At 65.4% G+C, this 16,544-nt stretch carries 20 protein-coding genes; 13 read left to right on the plus strand and 7 right to left on the minus strand.

Annotation, left to right across the window (positions count from 1 at the left end; translation table 11 throughout):
- Positions 1–33 precede the first annotated feature (33 nt).
- The 12 genes from hisB (at position 34) to pal (ending at position 8,148) form a co-directional block, all read left to right on the plus strand.
- Positions 34–627 carry an imidazoleglycerol-phosphate dehydratase HisB gene (gene hisB, locus WAB17_RS08770; protein ID WP_435416978.1) on the plus strand — a complete coding sequence of 198 codons (594 nt, stop codon included), beginning with the start codon at positions 34–36 and terminating at the stop codon, positions 625–627.
- Positions 620–1,249, plus strand: coding sequence for an imidazole glycerol phosphate synthase subunit HisH (gene hisH, locus WAB17_RS08775; protein ID WP_435416979.1), 630 nt, complete (start codon positions 620–622; stop codon positions 1,247–1,249). Before hisB ends, hisH begins: the two co-directional genes overlap by 8 nt.
- A complete protein-coding gene (hisA, locus tag WAB17_RS08780) occupies positions 1,246–1,977 on the plus strand; it encodes a 1-(5-phosphoribosyl)-5-[(5-phosphoribosylamino)methylideneamino]imidazole-4-carboxamide isomerase (RefSeq protein ID WP_435416980.1) in 732 nt (243 codons plus the stop codon). Before hisH ends, hisA begins: the two co-directional genes overlap by 4 nt.
- Positions 1,974–2,738 carry an imidazole glycerol phosphate synthase subunit HisF gene (hisF, locus tag WAB17_RS08785; RefSeq protein WP_435416981.1) on the plus strand — a complete coding sequence of 255 codons (765 nt, stop codon included), beginning with the start codon at positions 1,974–1,976 and terminating at the stop codon, positions 2,736–2,738. The genes hisA and hisF overlap by 4 nt, the downstream gene beginning before the upstream one ends.
- A 15-nt stretch (positions 2,739–2,753) precedes the next feature.
- Positions 2,754–3,083, plus strand: a complete 330-nt coding sequence (locus WAB17_RS08790) for a phosphoribosyl-ATP diphosphatase (protein ID WP_435416982.1) — start codon at positions 2,754–2,756, stop codon at positions 3,081–3,083.
- Entirely contained in the window at positions 3,084–3,467 is a 384-nt protein-coding gene (locus tag WAB17_RS08795) for an HIT domain-containing protein (RefSeq protein ID WP_435416983.1), read from the plus strand.
- A 222-nt stretch (positions 3,468–3,689) separates the two neighbouring features.
- Positions 3,690–4,160, plus strand: coding sequence for a YbgC/FadM family acyl-CoA thioesterase (locus WAB17_RS08800; RefSeq protein ID WP_435416984.1), 471 nt, complete (start codon positions 3,690–3,692; stop codon positions 4,158–4,160).
- Complete coding sequence (gene tolQ / locus WAB17_RS08805) at positions 4,157–4,852, plus strand: protein TolQ (RefSeq protein WP_435416985.1); 696 nt, start codon at positions 4,157–4,159, stop codon at positions 4,850–4,852. The genes WAB17_RS08800 and tolQ overlap by 4 nt, the downstream gene beginning before the upstream one ends.
- A 36-nt stretch (positions 4,853–4,888) precedes the next feature.
- Entirely contained in the window at positions 4,889–5,332 is a 444-nt protein-coding gene (locus WAB17_RS08810) for an ExbD/TolR family protein (RefSeq protein WP_435416986.1), read from the plus strand.
- 9 nt (positions 5,333–5,341) lie between these two features.
- The gene (locus WAB17_RS08815; protein ID WP_435416987.1) at positions 5,342–6,163 is read left to right on the plus strand and encodes a hypothetical protein; all 822 of its coding nucleotides are present in this window, start codon (positions 5,342–5,344) and stop codon (positions 6,161–6,163) included.
- 3 nt (positions 6,164–6,166) lie between these two features.
- Positions 6,167–7,558, plus strand: a complete 1,392-nt coding sequence (gene tolB / locus WAB17_RS08820) for a Tol-Pal system beta propeller repeat protein TolB (protein ID WP_435416988.1) — start codon at positions 6,167–6,169, stop codon at positions 7,556–7,558.
- Positions 7,559–7,629: 71 nt separating this feature from the next.
- Entirely contained in the window at positions 7,630–8,148 is a 519-nt protein-coding gene (pal, locus tag WAB17_RS08825) for a peptidoglycan-associated lipoprotein Pal (RefSeq protein WP_435416989.1), read from the plus strand.
- A gap of 24 nt (positions 8,149–8,172) precedes the next feature.
- On the opposite strand, the gene WAB17_RS08830 is transcribed toward pal, so the two are convergent.
- A complete protein-coding gene (locus tag WAB17_RS08830) occupies positions 8,173–8,331 on the minus strand; it encodes a hypothetical protein (RefSeq protein WP_435416990.1) in 159 nt (52 codons plus the stop codon).
- Between the two features lie 158 nt (positions 8,332–8,489).
- On the opposite strand from WAB17_RS08830, the gene WAB17_RS08835 reads away from it, so the two are divergent.
- Positions 8,490–9,023: a J domain-containing protein gene (locus WAB17_RS08835; protein ID WP_435416991.1), complete on the plus strand. Its 534-nt coding sequence runs from the start codon at positions 8,490–8,492 to the stop codon at positions 9,021–9,023.
- A 34-nt stretch (positions 9,024–9,057) separates the two neighbouring features.
- Here the strand turns inward: WAB17_RS08835 and WAB17_RS08840 are convergent, their stop codons facing one another.
- From WAB17_RS08840 to WAB17_RS08865, 6 genes are all read right to left on the minus strand, one after another.
- A complete protein-coding gene (locus tag WAB17_RS08840) occupies positions 9,058–10,191 on the minus strand; it encodes a hypothetical protein (protein WP_435416992.1) in 1,134 nt (377 codons plus the stop codon).
- A 151-nt stretch (positions 10,192–10,342) separates the two neighbouring features.
- Positions 10,343–11,110: an SDR family NAD(P)-dependent oxidoreductase gene (locus WAB17_RS08845; RefSeq protein ID WP_435416993.1), complete on the minus strand. Its 768-nt coding sequence runs from the start codon at positions 11,108–11,110 to the stop codon at positions 10,343–10,345.
- 4 nt (positions 11,111–11,114) lie between these two features.
- Positions 11,115–12,287: a formate-dependent phosphoribosylglycinamide formyltransferase gene (gene purT, locus WAB17_RS08850; protein ID WP_435416994.1), complete on the minus strand. Its 1,173-nt coding sequence runs from the start codon at positions 12,285–12,287 to the stop codon at positions 11,115–11,117.
- An 81-nt stretch (positions 12,288–12,368) separates the two neighbouring features.
- Positions 12,369–13,685 carry a cystathionine gamma-synthase family protein gene (locus WAB17_RS08855; protein ID WP_435416995.1) on the minus strand — a complete coding sequence of 439 codons (1,317 nt, stop codon included), beginning with the start codon at positions 13,683–13,685 and terminating at the stop codon, positions 12,369–12,371.
- 165 nt (positions 13,686–13,850) lie between these two features.
- The gene (locus WAB17_RS08860; protein WP_435416996.1) at positions 13,851–15,284 is read right to left on the minus strand and encodes an SLC13 family permease; all 1,434 of its coding nucleotides are present in this window, start codon (positions 15,282–15,284) and stop codon (positions 13,851–13,853) included.
- A gap of 61 nt (positions 15,285–15,345) precedes the next feature.
- Complete coding sequence (locus tag WAB17_RS08865; protein ID WP_435416997.1) at positions 15,346–16,515, minus strand: DUF547 domain-containing protein; 1,170 nt, start codon at positions 16,513–16,515, stop codon at positions 15,346–15,348.
- Positions 16,516–16,544: the final 29 nt, after the last annotated feature.

A 16,544-nucleotide genomic window follows, 5' to 3' on the forward strand; every position in this document is an offset into this window, starting at 1 on the left:
CCTGTCCGCCACCTTAGGTTGTAGCGGGCCCGCATGCGCAGCGGCAGAATCGAGCGGAATACCGCGGAAACCAGGATCCTCGTCGAGGTCGATCTCGACGGGACCGGAACCTATGACGTATCGACCGGGATCGGCTTTCTCGACCACATGGTCGAACAGTTCAGCCGCCACTCGCTGATCGACGTGACGATGAAGGTCGCGGGCGACCTCCATGTCGACCAGCACCATACCACCGAGGATAGCGCCATCGCGCTGGGGCAGGCGCTCAGCGCAGCGCTGGGCGACAAGGGCGGGATCGGGCGATACGGCCAGGCCTACAGCCCGATGGACGAAACGCTGAGCCGGGTGGCGCTGGATATCTCAGGGCGGCCCTATCTCGTCTGGCGCGCGGGCTTCACCCAGGAGAAGCTGGGCGAATGGGACACCGAGCTGATCGAGCACTGGTTCCATTCCGTCAGCCAGAGCGCGGGTATCACGCTGCATATCGAGCTGATCTACGGCTCGAACAACCACCACATCTGCGAAAGCATCTACAAGGGCTTCGCCCGGGCGATGCGGCAGGCGGTCGAACTCGACCCGCGCAAGGGCGGGGCGATCCCCAGCACCAAGGGGCAGCTCGGTGGGTGAGGTAATTGCCCTCGTTGATTACGGCGCGGGCAATCTTCACTCTGTGCACAACGCGCTGAAAGCGGCGGGTGCGCATGGGGTGAATGTGACCCAAAACCCCGACCTCGTGCGCAAGGCCGACCGGGTGGTGCTCCCGGGCGTCGGCGCCTTCGGGGCCTGCGCGGCGGGGCTGCGCAGCGTTACCGGCATGGTCGATGCTCTGGAAGAGCGGGTGCTGCTCGGCGGCGCGCCCTTCCTCGGCATCTGCGTGGGGATGCAGTTGCTGGCAACGCGCGGGCTCGAACATCTCGAGACCCTTGGGCTCGACTGGATCCCCGGTGAAGTGCGGCTGGTCGAGCGGGCCGACCCGAGCGTCAAGGTGCCGCACATGGGCTGGAACGATGTCGCGCTGACGCCGCATGCCCGCAATCATGCGCTGGTGGCGGCGGGCGAGGCCTATTTCCTCCATTCCTACCACTTCCACGCCCGCGAAGGCCGGCATGTGCTGGCGATGACCGACCACGGTGGCGGGCTGGTGGCGGCGGTCGCGCGCGACAATATCGTCGGCGTGCAGTTTCATCCCGAAAAGAGCCAGGCCTACGGGCTGGGGCTTCTGTCGCGTTTCCTGGAGTGGAAGCCTTGATCATCTTTCCCGCAATCGACCTCAAGGGCGGTGAAGTCGTGCGGCTGGCCGAGGGCGATATGGCCCGCGCCACCGTCTATGGCGACAACCCTGCCGCGCAAGCGATGCTGTTTGCCGAGGCCGGGGCCGGGCACCTGCATGTGGTCGATCTCGACGGCAGCTTTGCCGGGCGGGCGGAGAACCGCGATGCGGTCGAGGCGATCGTCGCGGCCTTCCCCGGCTATGTGCAGCTGGGCGGCGGCATCCGCACGCGCGAGGCGGTCGAGGGCTGGTTCGATCTCGGCGTGGCGCGGGTCGTGATGGGCTCGGCGGCGCTCAAGGACCCCGAATTCGTTAAGGACATGGCGCGCGAGTTTCCCGGCGGTATCGTCGTCGCGGTCGATGCGAAGGACGGCATGGTCGCGACCGAGGGCTGGGCCGAGGTGTCCGATGTGCCGGTGACCGATCTGGCAAGGCGCTTCGAGGATGCCGGGGTCGCCAGCCTGCTGTTCACCGACATCGGCCGCGACGGACTGCTGAAGGGCGTGAACATCGAGGCGACCGTGGACCTCGCGCGCAGGGTCGATATCCCGGTGATCGCCAGCGGCGGGGTCAAGGGCTTGGACGACATCCACATCCTTTCGCTCCACGCGCATGAGGGGATCGAAGGGGTCATCACCGGGCGCGCGCTGTACGAAGGGCGGCTGGATCTGGCGGCGGCGATTGCGATGGGGGCGCGGGCAGGATGACCGTTCGTATCCGCGTCATTCCCTGCCTCGACGTTGCCGATGGCCGCGTGGTCAAGGGCGTCAACTTCGTCGATCTCAAGGACGCCGGCGATCCGGTCGAGCAGGCGCGGGCCTATGATGCGGCGGGGGCGGACGAGCTGTGCTTCCTCGACATCTCTGCCAGCCACGAAGGGCGCGGGACGCTGCTCGATGTGGTGCGGCGCACGGCGGAGGTGTGCTTCATGCCGTTGACCGTCGGCGGCGGGGTGCGCAGTGTCGAGGATGCCCGCGCCCTGCTGCTGGCAGGGGCAGACAAGGTCGCGATCAACAGCGCCGCCGTCGCCCGGCCCGAACTGGTGTGCGAAATCGCGGAGAAGTTCGGCAGCCAGTGCGTGGTGGCGAGCGTGGACGCGCGGCGCGTGGCCGAGGGCAAATGGGAAATCTTCACCCATGGCGGGCGGAAGCCGACCGGCATCGACGCGGTCGAATATGCCGGGCTGGTGGCGGAGCTGGGCGCGGGCGAACTGCTCGTCACTTCGATGGATGGCGACGGGACCAGGGCGGGTTACGACCTGGCGCTCACCCGCACCATCGCCGACAGCGTGTCTGTGCCGGTCATCGCGAGCGGCGGCGTGGGCACGCTGGAGCACCTGGTCGAAGGCGTCAGCGAAGGCCATGCCAGTGCGGTGCTCGCCGCCTCGATCTTCCACTTCGGCACCTATTCCGTGGCGCAGGCGCACGCCGCGCTAAGGGCTGCCGGCTTGCCAGCGCGCGGGGTTTGAACCAAGGTCGCCGGCATGGAACCCGTCCCCGATACCCTTTCTCGCCTCGAGCAGACCGTGGCTGCGCGCCGCACGGCCGACCCGGCCGCGAGCTATGTGGCCAGGCTTCATTCGAAGGGCCTTGCCAAGATTGCGCAAAAGCTCGGCGAGGAAGCGACCGAGACGGTGATCGCCGCGCTCACGGGCACCACCGAGGAGCTGACCGGCGAGGCGGCCGACCTTCTCTTCCATCTTGCCGTGCTGCTCGGTGCCAAGGGCGTGACCTTGGCCGAGGTGATGGCCGAGCTCGACCGGCGCGAGGGCGTGTCCGGTCTCGACGAGAAAGCTTCGCGGGGAGCGGAATAGATGCCGATCGACGCCACCGATCCGTATAACGACGCCAACATCTTCGCGAAGATCCTGCGCGGCGAGATCCCGTCGACCAGGGTCTACGAAGACGAGTGGGCCTATGCCTTCGAAGATATCAACCCGCAGGCCGACATCCATACGCTGGTCATTCCCAAGGGTCGCTATGTCAGCTGGGACGATTTCTCGGCCAAGGCATCGGCGGAGGAAATCGCCGGCTTCGTGCGCGCAGTGGGCGAAGTGGCGCGGATGAAGGGATTGGTCGAGCCGGGCTATCGCCTCCTCGCCAACATCGGCGGGCATGGGCACCAGGAAGTTCCGCATCTGCACGTCCATATCTTCGGCGGCCATCCGCTGGGGCCGATGATCGTGCGGCGCGGGTAGGGACCTCCTAATTCTTCCGTCACCCCGGACTTGATCCGGGGTCCCACTCCTTTTCTGGCCTGGCAATACTCCCCAAAGAAAAGCGTCACCCCGGATCGAGGCCGGGGTGACGAAGGGAGTGCAATGGCGGAGTGGGGGCCTTGCAGCCCATCGTATCCCCGAGTCGCTTCATCGAAGCCGCTTGCTAGGCGACTCGCCGCTCCGCTAAGGGCGGCGTTAAGCATGGTGGCAGCCCTTCCTCCCGACCTTCCGCGGCCCGGCGGCGTCTTTGCTGGCGCCGTGCATCTCTATGCGGTACGGGTCTATTACGAGGACACCGACCTTTCCGGCATCACCTACCACGCCAACTACCTGCGCTGGTTCGAACGCGCGCGGTCGGACGTGCTGCGGATGTTGGGCATCGACCAGCGTGCCGCGATCGAGGCGGGTGAGGGCGCCTACGCCGTCGCGGACCTGTCGCTCAAATATTTCCGCCCGGCCAAGCTCGATGACGATATCGTCATTCACACGCGGTGCAGCCAGATAAAGGCAGCGAGCGTTACGATGCACCAGCGCGCCTATCGCGATACCGAATTGCTGACCGAGGCGGTGTTCCGCGTCGGTTTCGTCGCCCCCGATGGCCGCCCGCGCCGCCAGCCCGAAGCCTGGCGCGCGGCCTTCCAGACCGTTCTGTCCGAGGAAATTCCCGCATGAGTTTGACGTTGTTAGCTGCCGCCGCCCCGACGCGGCTCGATCCGCTGCAGCTGTTCCTGGATGCCGACATTGTGGTCAAGGTCGTGATGATCGGCCTGATCCTGGCGTCGATATGGAGCTGGATGATTATCATCGGTTTCGCGCTGCGACTGTCGGGACTGCGCAAGAACGGGGCCGCGTTCGAGAAGGAATTCTGGCAGGCGGAGGACTTCGAGACGATCATGCGCGAATACGCCCGCAAGGATGTTCCCAGCGCCCGCATTGCCGGGGCCGCGATGAATGAATGGAAACGCTCGACCGCCAAGGGGCTGAAGGACCGCGACGGTGCCTCGCAACGGATCGGTGCAGCGATGGCGGGGCAGGTTGCCGAGGAGGCCGACAGCCTGGCAGCGCGACTGAACTTCCTCGCTACCACCGGTTCGGTGGCGCCCTTCATCGGCCTGTTCGGCACCGTGTGGGGCATCATGAACAGCTTTTTCCAGATCGGGCAGCAGGAATCGAGCTCGCTCGCGGTGGTCGCGCCGGGGATATCGGAGGCGCTGTTTGCGACCGCCATCGGCCTGTTCGCCGCCATCCCCGCCGTCATTGCCTACAACCGTTTCAGCGCTGCCGTGAACCAGTACGAGGCGCGCCTGCAGCGCTTTGCCGACAAGTTCCACGCCAACCTCGGCCGCGAAATGGAGCGGATGTGATGGTGTTCGGGCACGAACGGGAAGGGAGCCGCTGACATGGCGATGGGTGTCCTCTCGAGCAAGCGCGGGCGCAACAGCCGACGCGCGCCGATGGCGGAGATCAACGTCACGCCCTTCGTCGACGTCATGCTGGTGCTGCTGATCATCTTCATGGTCACCGCGCCGCTGCTCAATGCCGGGGTCCCGGTGGACCTGCCCGACAGCCGCGCCAATCCGCTGCCCGACGAGCCGGAACAGGTTTCGGTTTCGATCGGCAATGACGGCGTCGTCTACATCGACGATGTGCCGCAGGCTCCCGGCGCGCTGGCGCAAGGGCTGGAGGCGATCGCCCCCTCGGCCGACGGCACGCCGCCGCAAGTGACGCTGCGCGCCGACCGGACGCTGGACTACGGCAGGGTGATGGCGGTGATGGGGGAGCTCAACCGGGCCGGGTTCACCTCGGTCCAGATGGTCACCAACAGTTCATCTGAAGCACCATAGCCGTTCATCATGGGTACAACCGCTCTCCGCCGTGAAGATGGCCTCGGTCTCGGGGTGGCGGTGGTGCTGCATGCGCTGCTGGTGGCGCTGCTGCTGTTCCAGAACCAGGACCGGCTGACACTCGGTTCCAGCGGGACGATGACCGTTACGCTGGGTGACGGCGACAGCGAAGCGGGCAGCGCGCCCGCGCTCGGCGTGCCCGACGCGCCGGAGATCGTGGAGCAGCCAGAAGAGCCGCAGGAAATAGTGGCGGAGCCGCAACCGCGCCCCGTCGTCGAGCCCCGGCCTCGCCCGACGACTTCGGCCCGGCCCAATCCGCGTCCCAGCCCGCGCCCCACCACGCGGTCCAAGCCCGCCGAACAGCCGCGCACGACCCAGAAGCAGGCGACGCAGAAACAGGCGACCGACACCCGCAAATCGCAGACGTCCAAGGGCACGGAGACGGGCAAGAAGGACGGCAAGGGAAAGTCGAATTTCGACAGCGAGTTCGGCGATCTCGGCAAGAGCAGCGGCAGCACGGCCGAGGTGAAGGCCGACATCAAGGTCAGCATCGGCAGCCAGGTGGCGCCGTTCTGGAACCGTTGCCGCGTGTCGGGCCTCGATATCGACAAGCTGCGCGCGGTGGTCAGCTTCCGGCTCGACAAGTCGGGCAAGCTGTCGGGCTGGGACGCGCCGCGCGTCACGGGCCAGAACGCCGCCAATTCGGCGCAGGCCGGCATCTTCGGCGAATGCGCGGTGCGCGCATTGCGCCAGGTGGGGACCTTTACGGGCTTGCCGGCGGACCGTTATGACCTGTGGCAAAGCTACGAGTTCGAATTCAGGAAAAGGTAGATCATGCAGCTTTCCCGTCCAGCCCTCGCCATCGCCCTCTTCGCTGCGATCCCGGCCATCGTTCCGGCCCTGTCGGCGCAGGACGTCTCGACCGTCGATCCCACGGGCGAGGCCCCGGCGCAGGGCACCATCGCGCGCGAGGAAGTGGTCGGCACGCTCAATGCCGACGATGTCGGTATCGCCATCCCCGCCTTCGCTGCCGATCGCGATGTCGCGACCCAGGCCAGCGCCGGCGGCACCGACGCGCTCGGGGTGGAACTGGCGCGGGTGATCACCGCGAATCTGCGCAACAACGGCCTGTTCAAGCCGACCGGCCCCGACGCCCTGCCCAGGCCGAGCTATCCGCAGATCACCGATCCGCAATGGGCCACCTGGTCGAGCCGCGGTGCGGAAATGCTGGTGCAGGGCTATGTCCGCGCTCGCGGCGACGGCAAGCTGATCGTCGGCTGCTATCTCTACGACATGGCCCTGCAGGACGAACTGGCCCGCAGCGGCTGGGTGGTCGAGCCGCAGGACTGGCGCCGCGCCGCGCACAAGTGTTCGGACCTCGTCTATTCGCGGCTGACCGGCGAAAGCCCGTTCTTCGACAGCCGCGTCGCCTTCATCGCGGAGACGGGGCCCAAGGACAACCGGACCAAGCGGCTGGCCATCATGGACAGCGACGGGGCCAATTTGCGCTTCATCACCGGCGCCGGCGCGACCGCGCTGACCCCGCGCTATTCGCCCGATTACAAGCGGCTGATGTACCTCAGCTATCTCGACGGCAATCCGCGCATCTACATCTACGATATCGGCACCGGGCAGCAGCAGCTGGTGACGCAGAGCACCAACCCGACCTTCGCCCCGCGCTGGAGCCCGGACGGCAAGTGGATCCTCTATTCCATGGCCGTCGGCGGCAACACCGACATCTACCGCGTCAGCGCGTCCGGCGGGCCGAGCGTGCGCCTGACCAACGAAGCGGGCATCGACATCGGCGGGTCCTATTCGCCCGACGGCAGCCAGATCGTGTTCGAAAGCGACCGGTCGGGCAGCCAGCAGCTCTACATCATGAACGCCGACGGCACCAACCAGCGCCGCATCAGCTTCTTCGGGGGGCGCGCCGCGACGCCGGAATGGAGCCCGCGCGGCGACCAGATCGCCTTCACCCACATCGCCGGCGACTTCAACATCGCCGTCGTCGGGACCGACGGGCGCAATTTCCGCAAGCTGTCGAACGGCTGGCAGGACGAGGCCCCGACCTGGTCGCCCAACGGCCGCATCATCCAGTTCTTCCGGACCGAGCGCAACAGCGGCGCCACCGCGCTCTACCAGGTCGACCTGACGGGCGAGAACCTGCGCAAGCTGGACACGCCGGTCAACGCTTCCGACCCGGCGTGGGGACCGATCCTGCCGTAACCGCGTTCATAAGAAGAATCCGGGTCGCACCCGCCGTACCGACCGACGAATTGCCAATGAGGAGACGCCCCATGACTATCCGTATCGCAACCGCCACCGCGCTTGTCGCCGCCGTCGCGCTGGCGGGCTGCAAGTCCAAGGTGCCCGAAGACGTCGTCGATCCCGGCGTATCCGTGTCGCAGCCCGATACCGGCGCCTCGACCGGCGTCGCCGGGCCTGCCGTCGGCACGCAGGCGCATTTCGAGCGCGCGGTGAACGGCCAGAACGTCATCTATTTCGATACCGACCGTTACAATATCGACAGCGCCGACGCCGCCGCCCTGCAGACCCAGGCGCAATACCTGTCGCAGTATCCCAATCTGACGATCACGGTCGAAGGCCACGCCGACGAACGCGGGACGCGCGAATACAACCTCGCGCTGGGCGAACGGCGCGCCAATGCGGCGAAGAACTACCTCGTCAGCCTGGGTGTCGCGGCCAGCCGCATCTCGACGGTCAGCTATGGCAAGGAACGGCCGGTCGCGCTGGGTTCGGACGAAGCCTCGTGGGCCCGGAACCGTCGCGCCGTTTCGATCGTGATCGGGGGATAGGCGCCCGGCGGCGCCTGTCCGGCCTCAGTGCCGGACGGGGGCCGCGATGGCGAAGCTTTCGCCCGAGGATTGGCCGCCAGCCTGCCCGCTCGCTACGGTCAGCACGAACAGCGCCATCGCCAGCACACTCACGGTGGCGGCGAAATTCAGCTGCTGGCTCATCTCGCGGAACATGGTTTGCATCTCTTCGTTGGACTGGCGGCGCCTATAGCTCCGACAGGTGAATGATATATTGCGATGCAACATTTCACATTGCAACTTGTTCCCGAACTTTCTTTCCGTCGCAACACACCCTAGATTGAGCGCCATGATCACCCGACCAACGACATTGCTGTGCCGTAATGGCTAGGCCCGGCCGGTCGAGTGACTGGGGCTTCCCGCGCTGGCGCGGCTATGGCGCCACCCGCGAGGCGGTGAATGTCCGCATCTGCGACCGCCACGGCTGCGACGAGCCGGGCGACTGCCCTGCGCCAAAGGCCCCCAACAGCCCCGAACGCTGGTATTTCTGCCAGCGCCACGCCGCCGAATACAATTCCAAATGGGACTATTTCGAAGGGCTGGAGAAAGCCGACCGCGAAGAACGCGCCAAGGCCGAACGCGCCGAAACCTCCGGCTATGCCGAGGCGCAGCACTACGGCTGGGCCGCGTCGGGCGACGGCAGCCGCAGCGCCGACGAAATGCGCGCGCTGGAAGTGCTGGAACTGGAAAGCGACGCGGAGTTCACGGCGATCAAGAAAGCCTGGCGCGAAAAGGCCAAGCTGGTCCACCCCGACGTGAAGCCGGGCGACAAGGACGCTGCGGCGCAGTTCCAGAAGCTGCAACTGGCCTATGAGGTGCTCAAGGCGGCGGAAGAGCGCAGGGTCTGGCGGGGCTGAGTACCGAGAGAAATTCTGATCTAGCCCGATCTACCTACGGATTGGCCCGCGCCGACAGACAATCTGCGTACTCTTCAAAAATCAAACTCATGTCATACGGAGAACTGACGAAGAGGTCATGCTCAGCTGGCAGTATCGTAACGAAGCGAGGCAATTCGTTGTTCGCTGCCAGATACTCCCGTGTGCGCGGGTCGCGATCACCAAGAATGAGCCGTGAGCAGCTGCTTGCCGGAGTGACGGCTTTCCAGGGATAATCGAACCGATCGACAAACTGTGGAACGTAGCTGGCCATATCAAGCATCTGAGCGCGGTCGAATTTCAGGTTGCCACCATCCTCCTTGTAGATGTTGAAGGTTGTCCAGTTCCCGTAAAAACTTCCCTTTGCGTCGGCTCTTGCACGTGGTTCCTTCTCTTCCTCGTCGACCCTCGAAAGATGATGCTGCAGTCCGTCCATGACAGGGACCAAAGCCAAAAATTGCATCCCTTCAAGTCGCTCTTTGCCCAAGGCGCCCAGCGCAAGATGATTACCAAGACTCGTCAGAATCAATGGCGGGTCAATGCCGTCAGAGTCGCGATAGAAATCGACGGTTGATCTGACTTCATCCATTGCCAATTCCATTTCACCTGCAACGTTCAACGTACGGATATTGGTACCCCAATAGCCGACTGAAGCTATCGTATAGCCCCGATCAAGGAATTGAGTATAAATATTAAAGCGGTCTAAACCATTCAGTTTCATGCCCAGTTTTCGGAATTTTTCAATGTCCTCCAATCTGTTCGGATCGACGTAGAACAGCCCCCCACCTGGGCCTCCTGTAACTTCTACCACGACTTCGTTCTTCGCAGAGGCATTTGAGCGAGTTTCGATGACAGGCACTAGGAGGTCATCCATACTGAGAGCGACAAGCTCAGAGGTGTACCCGTCGGAAGTCCAAGTCTTGCACAATTCGCGGGCTGGCTTACTGCCTGAATCATTCAAGCGCATCAGGCAGTCGTGCCAATCGGATGCGATACCGAAACTCGGTTTGTCCCTATGTGAGCGGATTATCTCTTTGAAGACACTGTCGGAAGCGATTGAAACGCCGGAATCCGCGGTGCTCTTGGCCTGCAATCCCGCCAAAACCAGCAATGCCGAAACTAAAGCGATTAGTTTTGTCGATCTGCGCATCGAGCGAAACCCCCTATGCAGACAAGCTATGCCAGTGCAGGTCGCAAAGCAATCGTGACTCTTTGATTGGCATTTCTTAAATACAGGGCGTTACGTGCAACCAAGAATACGTCGAAATCTAAACCTGTGGCGATACCTAGACTGGACCTACCTAATTATCATTCCACCAAGGCACATCCGTCCACGGCCGCAGGTCCAGCTCGTGTGTCCACGCGCTCCTCGGCTGGTGGGCCAGGTGCCAATAGGTCTCCGCCACCGCCGCCGGGTCTAGCAACCCGTCCTCGCCCTTGTGGTCCTTGAAGGCTTCGAAGCGGTCGCCCAGCATCTTGCCGAGCGTGTCGGGCGCGTCGACCGGTCCGTCGATCACCACATGGGCGATGTGTACGCCTTTGGACGCAAATTCGGCGTTGAGGGTCTGGCACAGCATCCGGCGGCCGCCCATCGCGGCGGCGTGGCTGTGCTGGCCGGCGTTGCCGCGCACGGCGGCGGTGGCGCTGGTGACGATCAGGCTGCCCGATCCGCGCTCGACCATGCGGGGCATCAGTGCGTGGGCCAAGCGGAACAGGCCGAAAGTCCCGAGCCGCCAGCCGAGTTCAAAGGTGCGGTGCGGCGTGTCGGCCAGCGCGCGGTTGCCGATCTGCGCGCCGAGATTGTAGAGCGCGGCGCTGATCGGGCCGTTCTCCGCCTCGACCTGTTCGACCAGCGCTTCGATGGTGCCGTCCTCGCTGGCGTCAAGCAGCGTGCCGCTGGCGCTGCCGCCCGCCGCCTCGATCTCCGCTACGAGACTGTTCAACCCTTCCGCCCCGCTCCTGCGGGCGAGCACCACGTGATATCCGCCCGCCGCGAAACGCTTGCCGACATGGCCCCCGATCCCGGCCCCCGCGCCGATCACCAGGAAGACAGGCTTGGGGTCGCTCATGGGCTTAGTCTCCGTAACGCATCCGGACCTTGCTCGCGGCGCTGACCGCGGCCTGCCGCGCGCTGTCGGTGTCAGGCCCCGTCGCCAGCGCTACCCCCATGCGGCGCCAGGGCCGCGTTGTCGGCTTGCCGAAGATGCGCACATCGGCGCCCTCGGCCATGGCCTCGGCCAGCCCCGAATAGCTGACCGTTTCGCTCTCGCGGTCGGCCAGGATCACCGCGCTGGCCGCAGGCCGCGCGCGGATTTCGGCCGGAACATGCAGCCCCATGATCGCGCGCGCATGCAGGTCGAATTCGCTGAGGTTCTGGCTCAGTGAGGTGACCATGCCGGTGTCATGCGGGCGGGGGCTGAGTTCGGAGAAGATCACCTCCTCGCCCTTTACGAAGAACTCGACCCCGAACAGGCCCCAGCCTTTGCCCTTGCCTTGCAGCGCGGTGACGACCCTGGCCGCCATATCCTGCGCCGCCGCAATAGCGCTCTCCGACATCGGCGTCGGCTGCCAGCTTTCGCGATAGTCGCCGCGTTCCTGCCGGTGGCCGATGGCGGGGCAGAAGGTGATGCCGCCTGCGTGGCGCACCGTCAGCAGGGTGATCTCGTAGTCGAAATCGATGAACTGCTCGACGATCACCCGCGCCCGGTCGCCGCGCATATTGGCGACGGCATAGTCCCACGCCGCCTCCAGCTCGTCCGCGCTGCGGACCGTGCTCTGGCCCTTGCCGCTGGAGGACATGACCGGCTTGATGACGCAGGGCACGCCGGTGAACGCCGCCGCTGCGCGCACTTCATCGATGCTCTCGGCATAGCGATAGCGCGAGGTGGTGACGCCCAGTTCCTGCGCCGCGAGGTCGCGGATCGCGTCGCGGTTCATGGTCATCTGCGTGGCATAGGCGCTGGGGACCACGTTGACGCCCGCCGCCTCGATCTCCGCCAGCACTTCGGTGCGGATCGCTTCGATTTCGGGTACGACATAGTCGGGCGCGTGCCTGGCGACGACCGCCCGCAGCGCCTCGGCATCGAGCATGGACAAGACCTCGCAGGCATCGGCCACCTGCATCGCCGGGGCCGCGGCGTAGGAATCGCATGCCACTACATAGGCGCCGAGCCGCTTGGCCGAGATCACGAACTCGCGCCCCAGCTCACCCGAGCCGAGCAGCAGGATCTTTGCGGTGTGTGCCATGCGCGCCTTACTCTCCTGCCGTCATCGCCGCCGACCGTAGCGGGCCGCAGCGATGACGGGAAGAGTATGCGCGGGGGTGTGTCAGACCGCGTCCAGCGCCTGCGCGAAGTCGGCGATGAGGTCGTCCGGATCCTCGATGCCGACGCTGACGCGGACGAGGTTGGGCGTTATGCCCAGCGCCGCCTTGCGCTCGTCGGGAACGGAGAGGTGGGTCATCGCCGCAGGGCAGCTGGCGAGGGTTTCGGTGCCGCCGAGGCTGACCGCCAGCTTGGCGATCTTCATCGAATCGAGGAAGCGGAACGCCTCCGCCTCGCCGCCTTTCACGAACAGCGAGAAGGTGCTGCCAGCGCCGCTGCAATGGCGCTCGAAAATGTCCTTCTGGCGCGGATCGGTGATGAAACCGAGATAGCCGAGCCCCTCCACCTTTGGGTGGTCCTTGAGGAAAGCGCAGACCTTGGCCGCGTTCTCGCCCGCGCGCTGCATCCGCAGTTCGACGGTCTCGAGGCTGCGCATCAGCATCCACGCCGTGTTGGGATCGGCGATGCCGCCCATGGTGTTGCGCATCATCCGGATCGGGGTGATCCACCGCTTCGGGCCGGAGACGCTGCCGGCGACAAGGTCGGAATGGCCGCCAACGTATTTGGTCAGCGAATAGACCACGAGGTCCGCACCCTGGTCGATCGGGCGCGCCCACAGGGGGCCGAGGAAGGTGTTGTCGATCGCGATCGGGCAATCGTCGCCCAGCGCAGCATCGCGGGCATCGCGCACGGCCTCTACGTCGACCAGAGCGTTGGTCGGGTTGGCCGGACTTTCGAGGTAGATCATCGCGACCTTCCCGCCCTGCGCCGCGGCCTGGGCCTTGGCGGCCTCGATCACTGCGGCGATCTCGTCGCGGGTCGCCCCGGCGGGAAAGTCGAGATAGGTCACGCCGAAGCGGCTCATGTGCTTGGCGACGAAGCCTTCGCTGGCGGCATAGAGCGGCCCGGAATGGACGATCACGTCCCCGGCATTGCACAGCGCCAGCATCAGCACGGTGATCGCGGTCATGCCGCTCGAAAAGCACAAGGCTTCTTCCGCGCCGTCCCAGATGGCGAGACGGTCTTCGAGGATTTCCTGGTTGGGGCCGTTGAAGCGCGAATAGACGAGGCCTTCGGCGCCGCCCGGACGCTTGCCGGTGATGCCTTCGAAGTGGCGCTTGCCCGCGGCCGAATTCTCGAAAGCGAAGGTGCTGGTGAGGAAGATCGGGGCCTTCAGCGAGCCTTCGGACAGGGCCGGGTCGTAGCCGTGACCCATCATCAGCGTGCTGGGTTTCAGCTCGCGGCCGCCGATGGTCTTGATCGGCTGCTTGGGTTTGCGGCGGGGGGTCGGGGTGTCGACAGCATCGGTTGCGTCCGTCATGCGGGCGGCCTTCCTTCATTCACGCTCCCAGGAAGGCAGGAGCCGGATAGGCGCTCGCGCGGCACCCGTTGCTAACCTCCGCAGCAACGCCTCTCCGCCCGTGGCCGAATGATGCAGCGCCAAATACCGCCGCGCCGCGCGGTCCGCAACCGGTTGCAGATGAAATTATCCCAGGATTGCGGCGACGCTCCACACGACACCGACGATCATGACGATGCCGAAGATGTCGAGCCACAATCCGGCCCGCACCATGTTGCGCATGGAGATATTGCCGGTGGACCAGGCGATGGCATTGGGCCCCGTGCCGGATGGCAGCATGAAGCCCCAGCTGGCGGCGATGGCGGCCGGCATGGCCAGCAGCATCGGGTCGACGCCGAGGGCGACGACCAGGCTCGCCACCACCGGGATGATCCCGCTGGCGGTGGCGACATTGCTGGCGAATTCAGTGATCAGCACCACCATGGCGACAATGGCCAGCGCCACCACCACCAGCGGCAGCGCCTCCAGAGGCAGCAGGGCCTGACCCAGCCAGTCGGCGAGGCCCGAGGCGGCCATGCCGGCAGCCAGCGCCAGCCCGCCGCCGAACATCATGATCACGTCCCACGGTGCGCGGTTGGCCTCGTGCCACACCAGCAATGGCCGGCCGGTGCCGTCGGGCACGAGGAACAGCGCCATGGCGGCGAGGATGGCTATGGTGCCGTCGGTCCAGCTGCCCTTGGGCAGGTAGGGCGCGGCCCAGTATTGGGTGACCCACAGGAAGAAGGCCGCGGCGATGACCGGCAGCAGGCGTTTCTCCGCAATGGTCCACGGGGCATGGTCCTCGATCGCGGCACGCGCGGCGCCGACGTCGAAGGGGTGGGCGGAGATGCGGTGGACCCGCGCGACGATGACCGCGGCGAGCGGGATGCCCAGCAGCACCATCGGCACGCCATAGGCCATCCATTCGACGAAGCTGACCTGCACCCCGATCATCTTGTCGAGCAGGCCGACGGCGATACCGTTGGTGGGCGAACCGACGATGGTGCCCAAGCCGCCGATGCTGGCGGCAAAGGCGATCCCCATCGGCAGGGCGCCGGAAAGGCCTTGCTGGGATTGCTCCGCCGGATTGCCCGCGAACGGCGTCACGCCGCCGCCAGCCAGCACCGCCAGCGCCATCGGCATCATGATCAACGCGGTCGAGGTGTTGGATATCAGCATGGACAGCGTCGCCGTGCTCAGCATGAAGGCGAGCAGCAGCCGGGTCTGGTTGCCGCCGCTGCCGACCAGCTTGAGGATCGCGAGGCTCAGCCGGCGGTGCATGCCGGTCCGCTCGATCGCCAGGGCGATGAAGGCCCCTCCCAGCAGCAGAAACAGGATCGGTTCGTAATAGGCGCTGGCCGTCGCCTTGGCGTCGAGCACCCCGGCGAACGGCAGTACCAGGAACGGCATCAGTGCTGTCGCGGTGAGCGGGATCGCCTCGGTCATCCACCAGCTGGCCATCAGCACGACCAGCCCGGCGACCACGAATGCCTCGCGCGACATGCCGGCGGGCGGCGGCAGGAATATACCTGCCGCCAGTGCCAATGCGCCGATGATGAGGCCGATACGGCTCGCGCCCATGCAAACTCCCCTTGCGCCTGTACCTAGCGGCCAGGCGGCAGAGGGCAAGCGCTACGGCAGGCTATTCGACGACGTAGCCGTCCTCGTTCTCGGGGTTCTGCATGTCCACCACGATCACGCGCGGGGTCAATTCCTTGCGACGGATCATCTCGTTGATCTTCTTGCGATGCTCGAGAATCAGCCGCGCGACCGAACGCGGAACCCGCGTGCCTTGCGACTTGCCGATGTCGTCACCCTCGAGCGTCACCACGTCGTTGTAGCTCGGCTCCAGCTGGCCGCCGGCAAGATCGGAAATGTCGGTCTCGTAAAGCGATGCGTCGATACTCTTCGTGTTTTCCAACACCCCGGCGACATCGTCGCGGGCGAATTTCTCGATATGGGTGCGCAGGTCGGCGTCCCAGTTCGCGAAGAAGAACGGGCGCGCTTCCTCATAGATCTTCGAGACGTGCATGGTCCCGCCGATTTTCTCGACGCCGCGCAGGCTGTTGACGAATTCGCGGGCGTTGTCCGACAGCAAGCGCGAGACATTGGCGCCGGTAAAGGCCTCGCCGGCGATCGACGGCCCGCCGATTTCGCCGCGGAAGAAGCCGTAGATGACCTTCGGGTCGTTCCAGTTGGGATAGACGATCTTCGTGCGGATGTCCTTCGGGCTCATCGCCACGCCGTTGATCGTGATGACCTTGGCTTCGTCGAGCGGGACGTTGTCAACACCGAACTTAGGCAGCGAAGGGGACCGGACGGGATATTTCTGCGCCAGCTGTTCGATGACGGCGGCGTTGTGGAGGTTGATCCAGAAGGCCAGTTGCTCGTTGCGCGGCAAGGCGGCGATATCGACCTGCTCCGCCACGCTTTCGAGGTCCTGCTTGTAGGCCGTCAGGCTGTCGATGATGTCCTGTTCGAGAAACTCGAAGATTACCCGGTTGCCTTCAAGCCGGTAGCGCGAGGTGTGGCCCCAGGCGCGCCGCGAACCCAGCGCCGGATCGACGGAAGGCGCCGCCTCGCGCGAGGAGCGGCCCATGCGGAAGACCACATAGCGCAAGGCTTCGTCCCACACCGCGTAGTCGAGCGAGGTCTGCTGCACGGCCGACTTGGGCACGAAGCGGGCGAATTCGCCGCTGGTCGTCGCGCTCGCCTCCTGTGCGCTCGCAGGAGCGGCGCCAATGCTGGCGACAAGAGCCATGGCGACGCCGGCGGACAGGGCGGCTGGGAACGTGCGGCGAAGGATGGACATCGGATGCTCCGTTGCGACGGGGGAGTAAG

It is taken from the genome of Parerythrobacter aurantius, from assembly GCF_045291475.1.
Classification (GTDB): Bacteria; Pseudomonadota; Alphaproteobacteria; order Sphingomonadales; family Sphingomonadaceae; genus Parerythrobacter; species Parerythrobacter aurantius.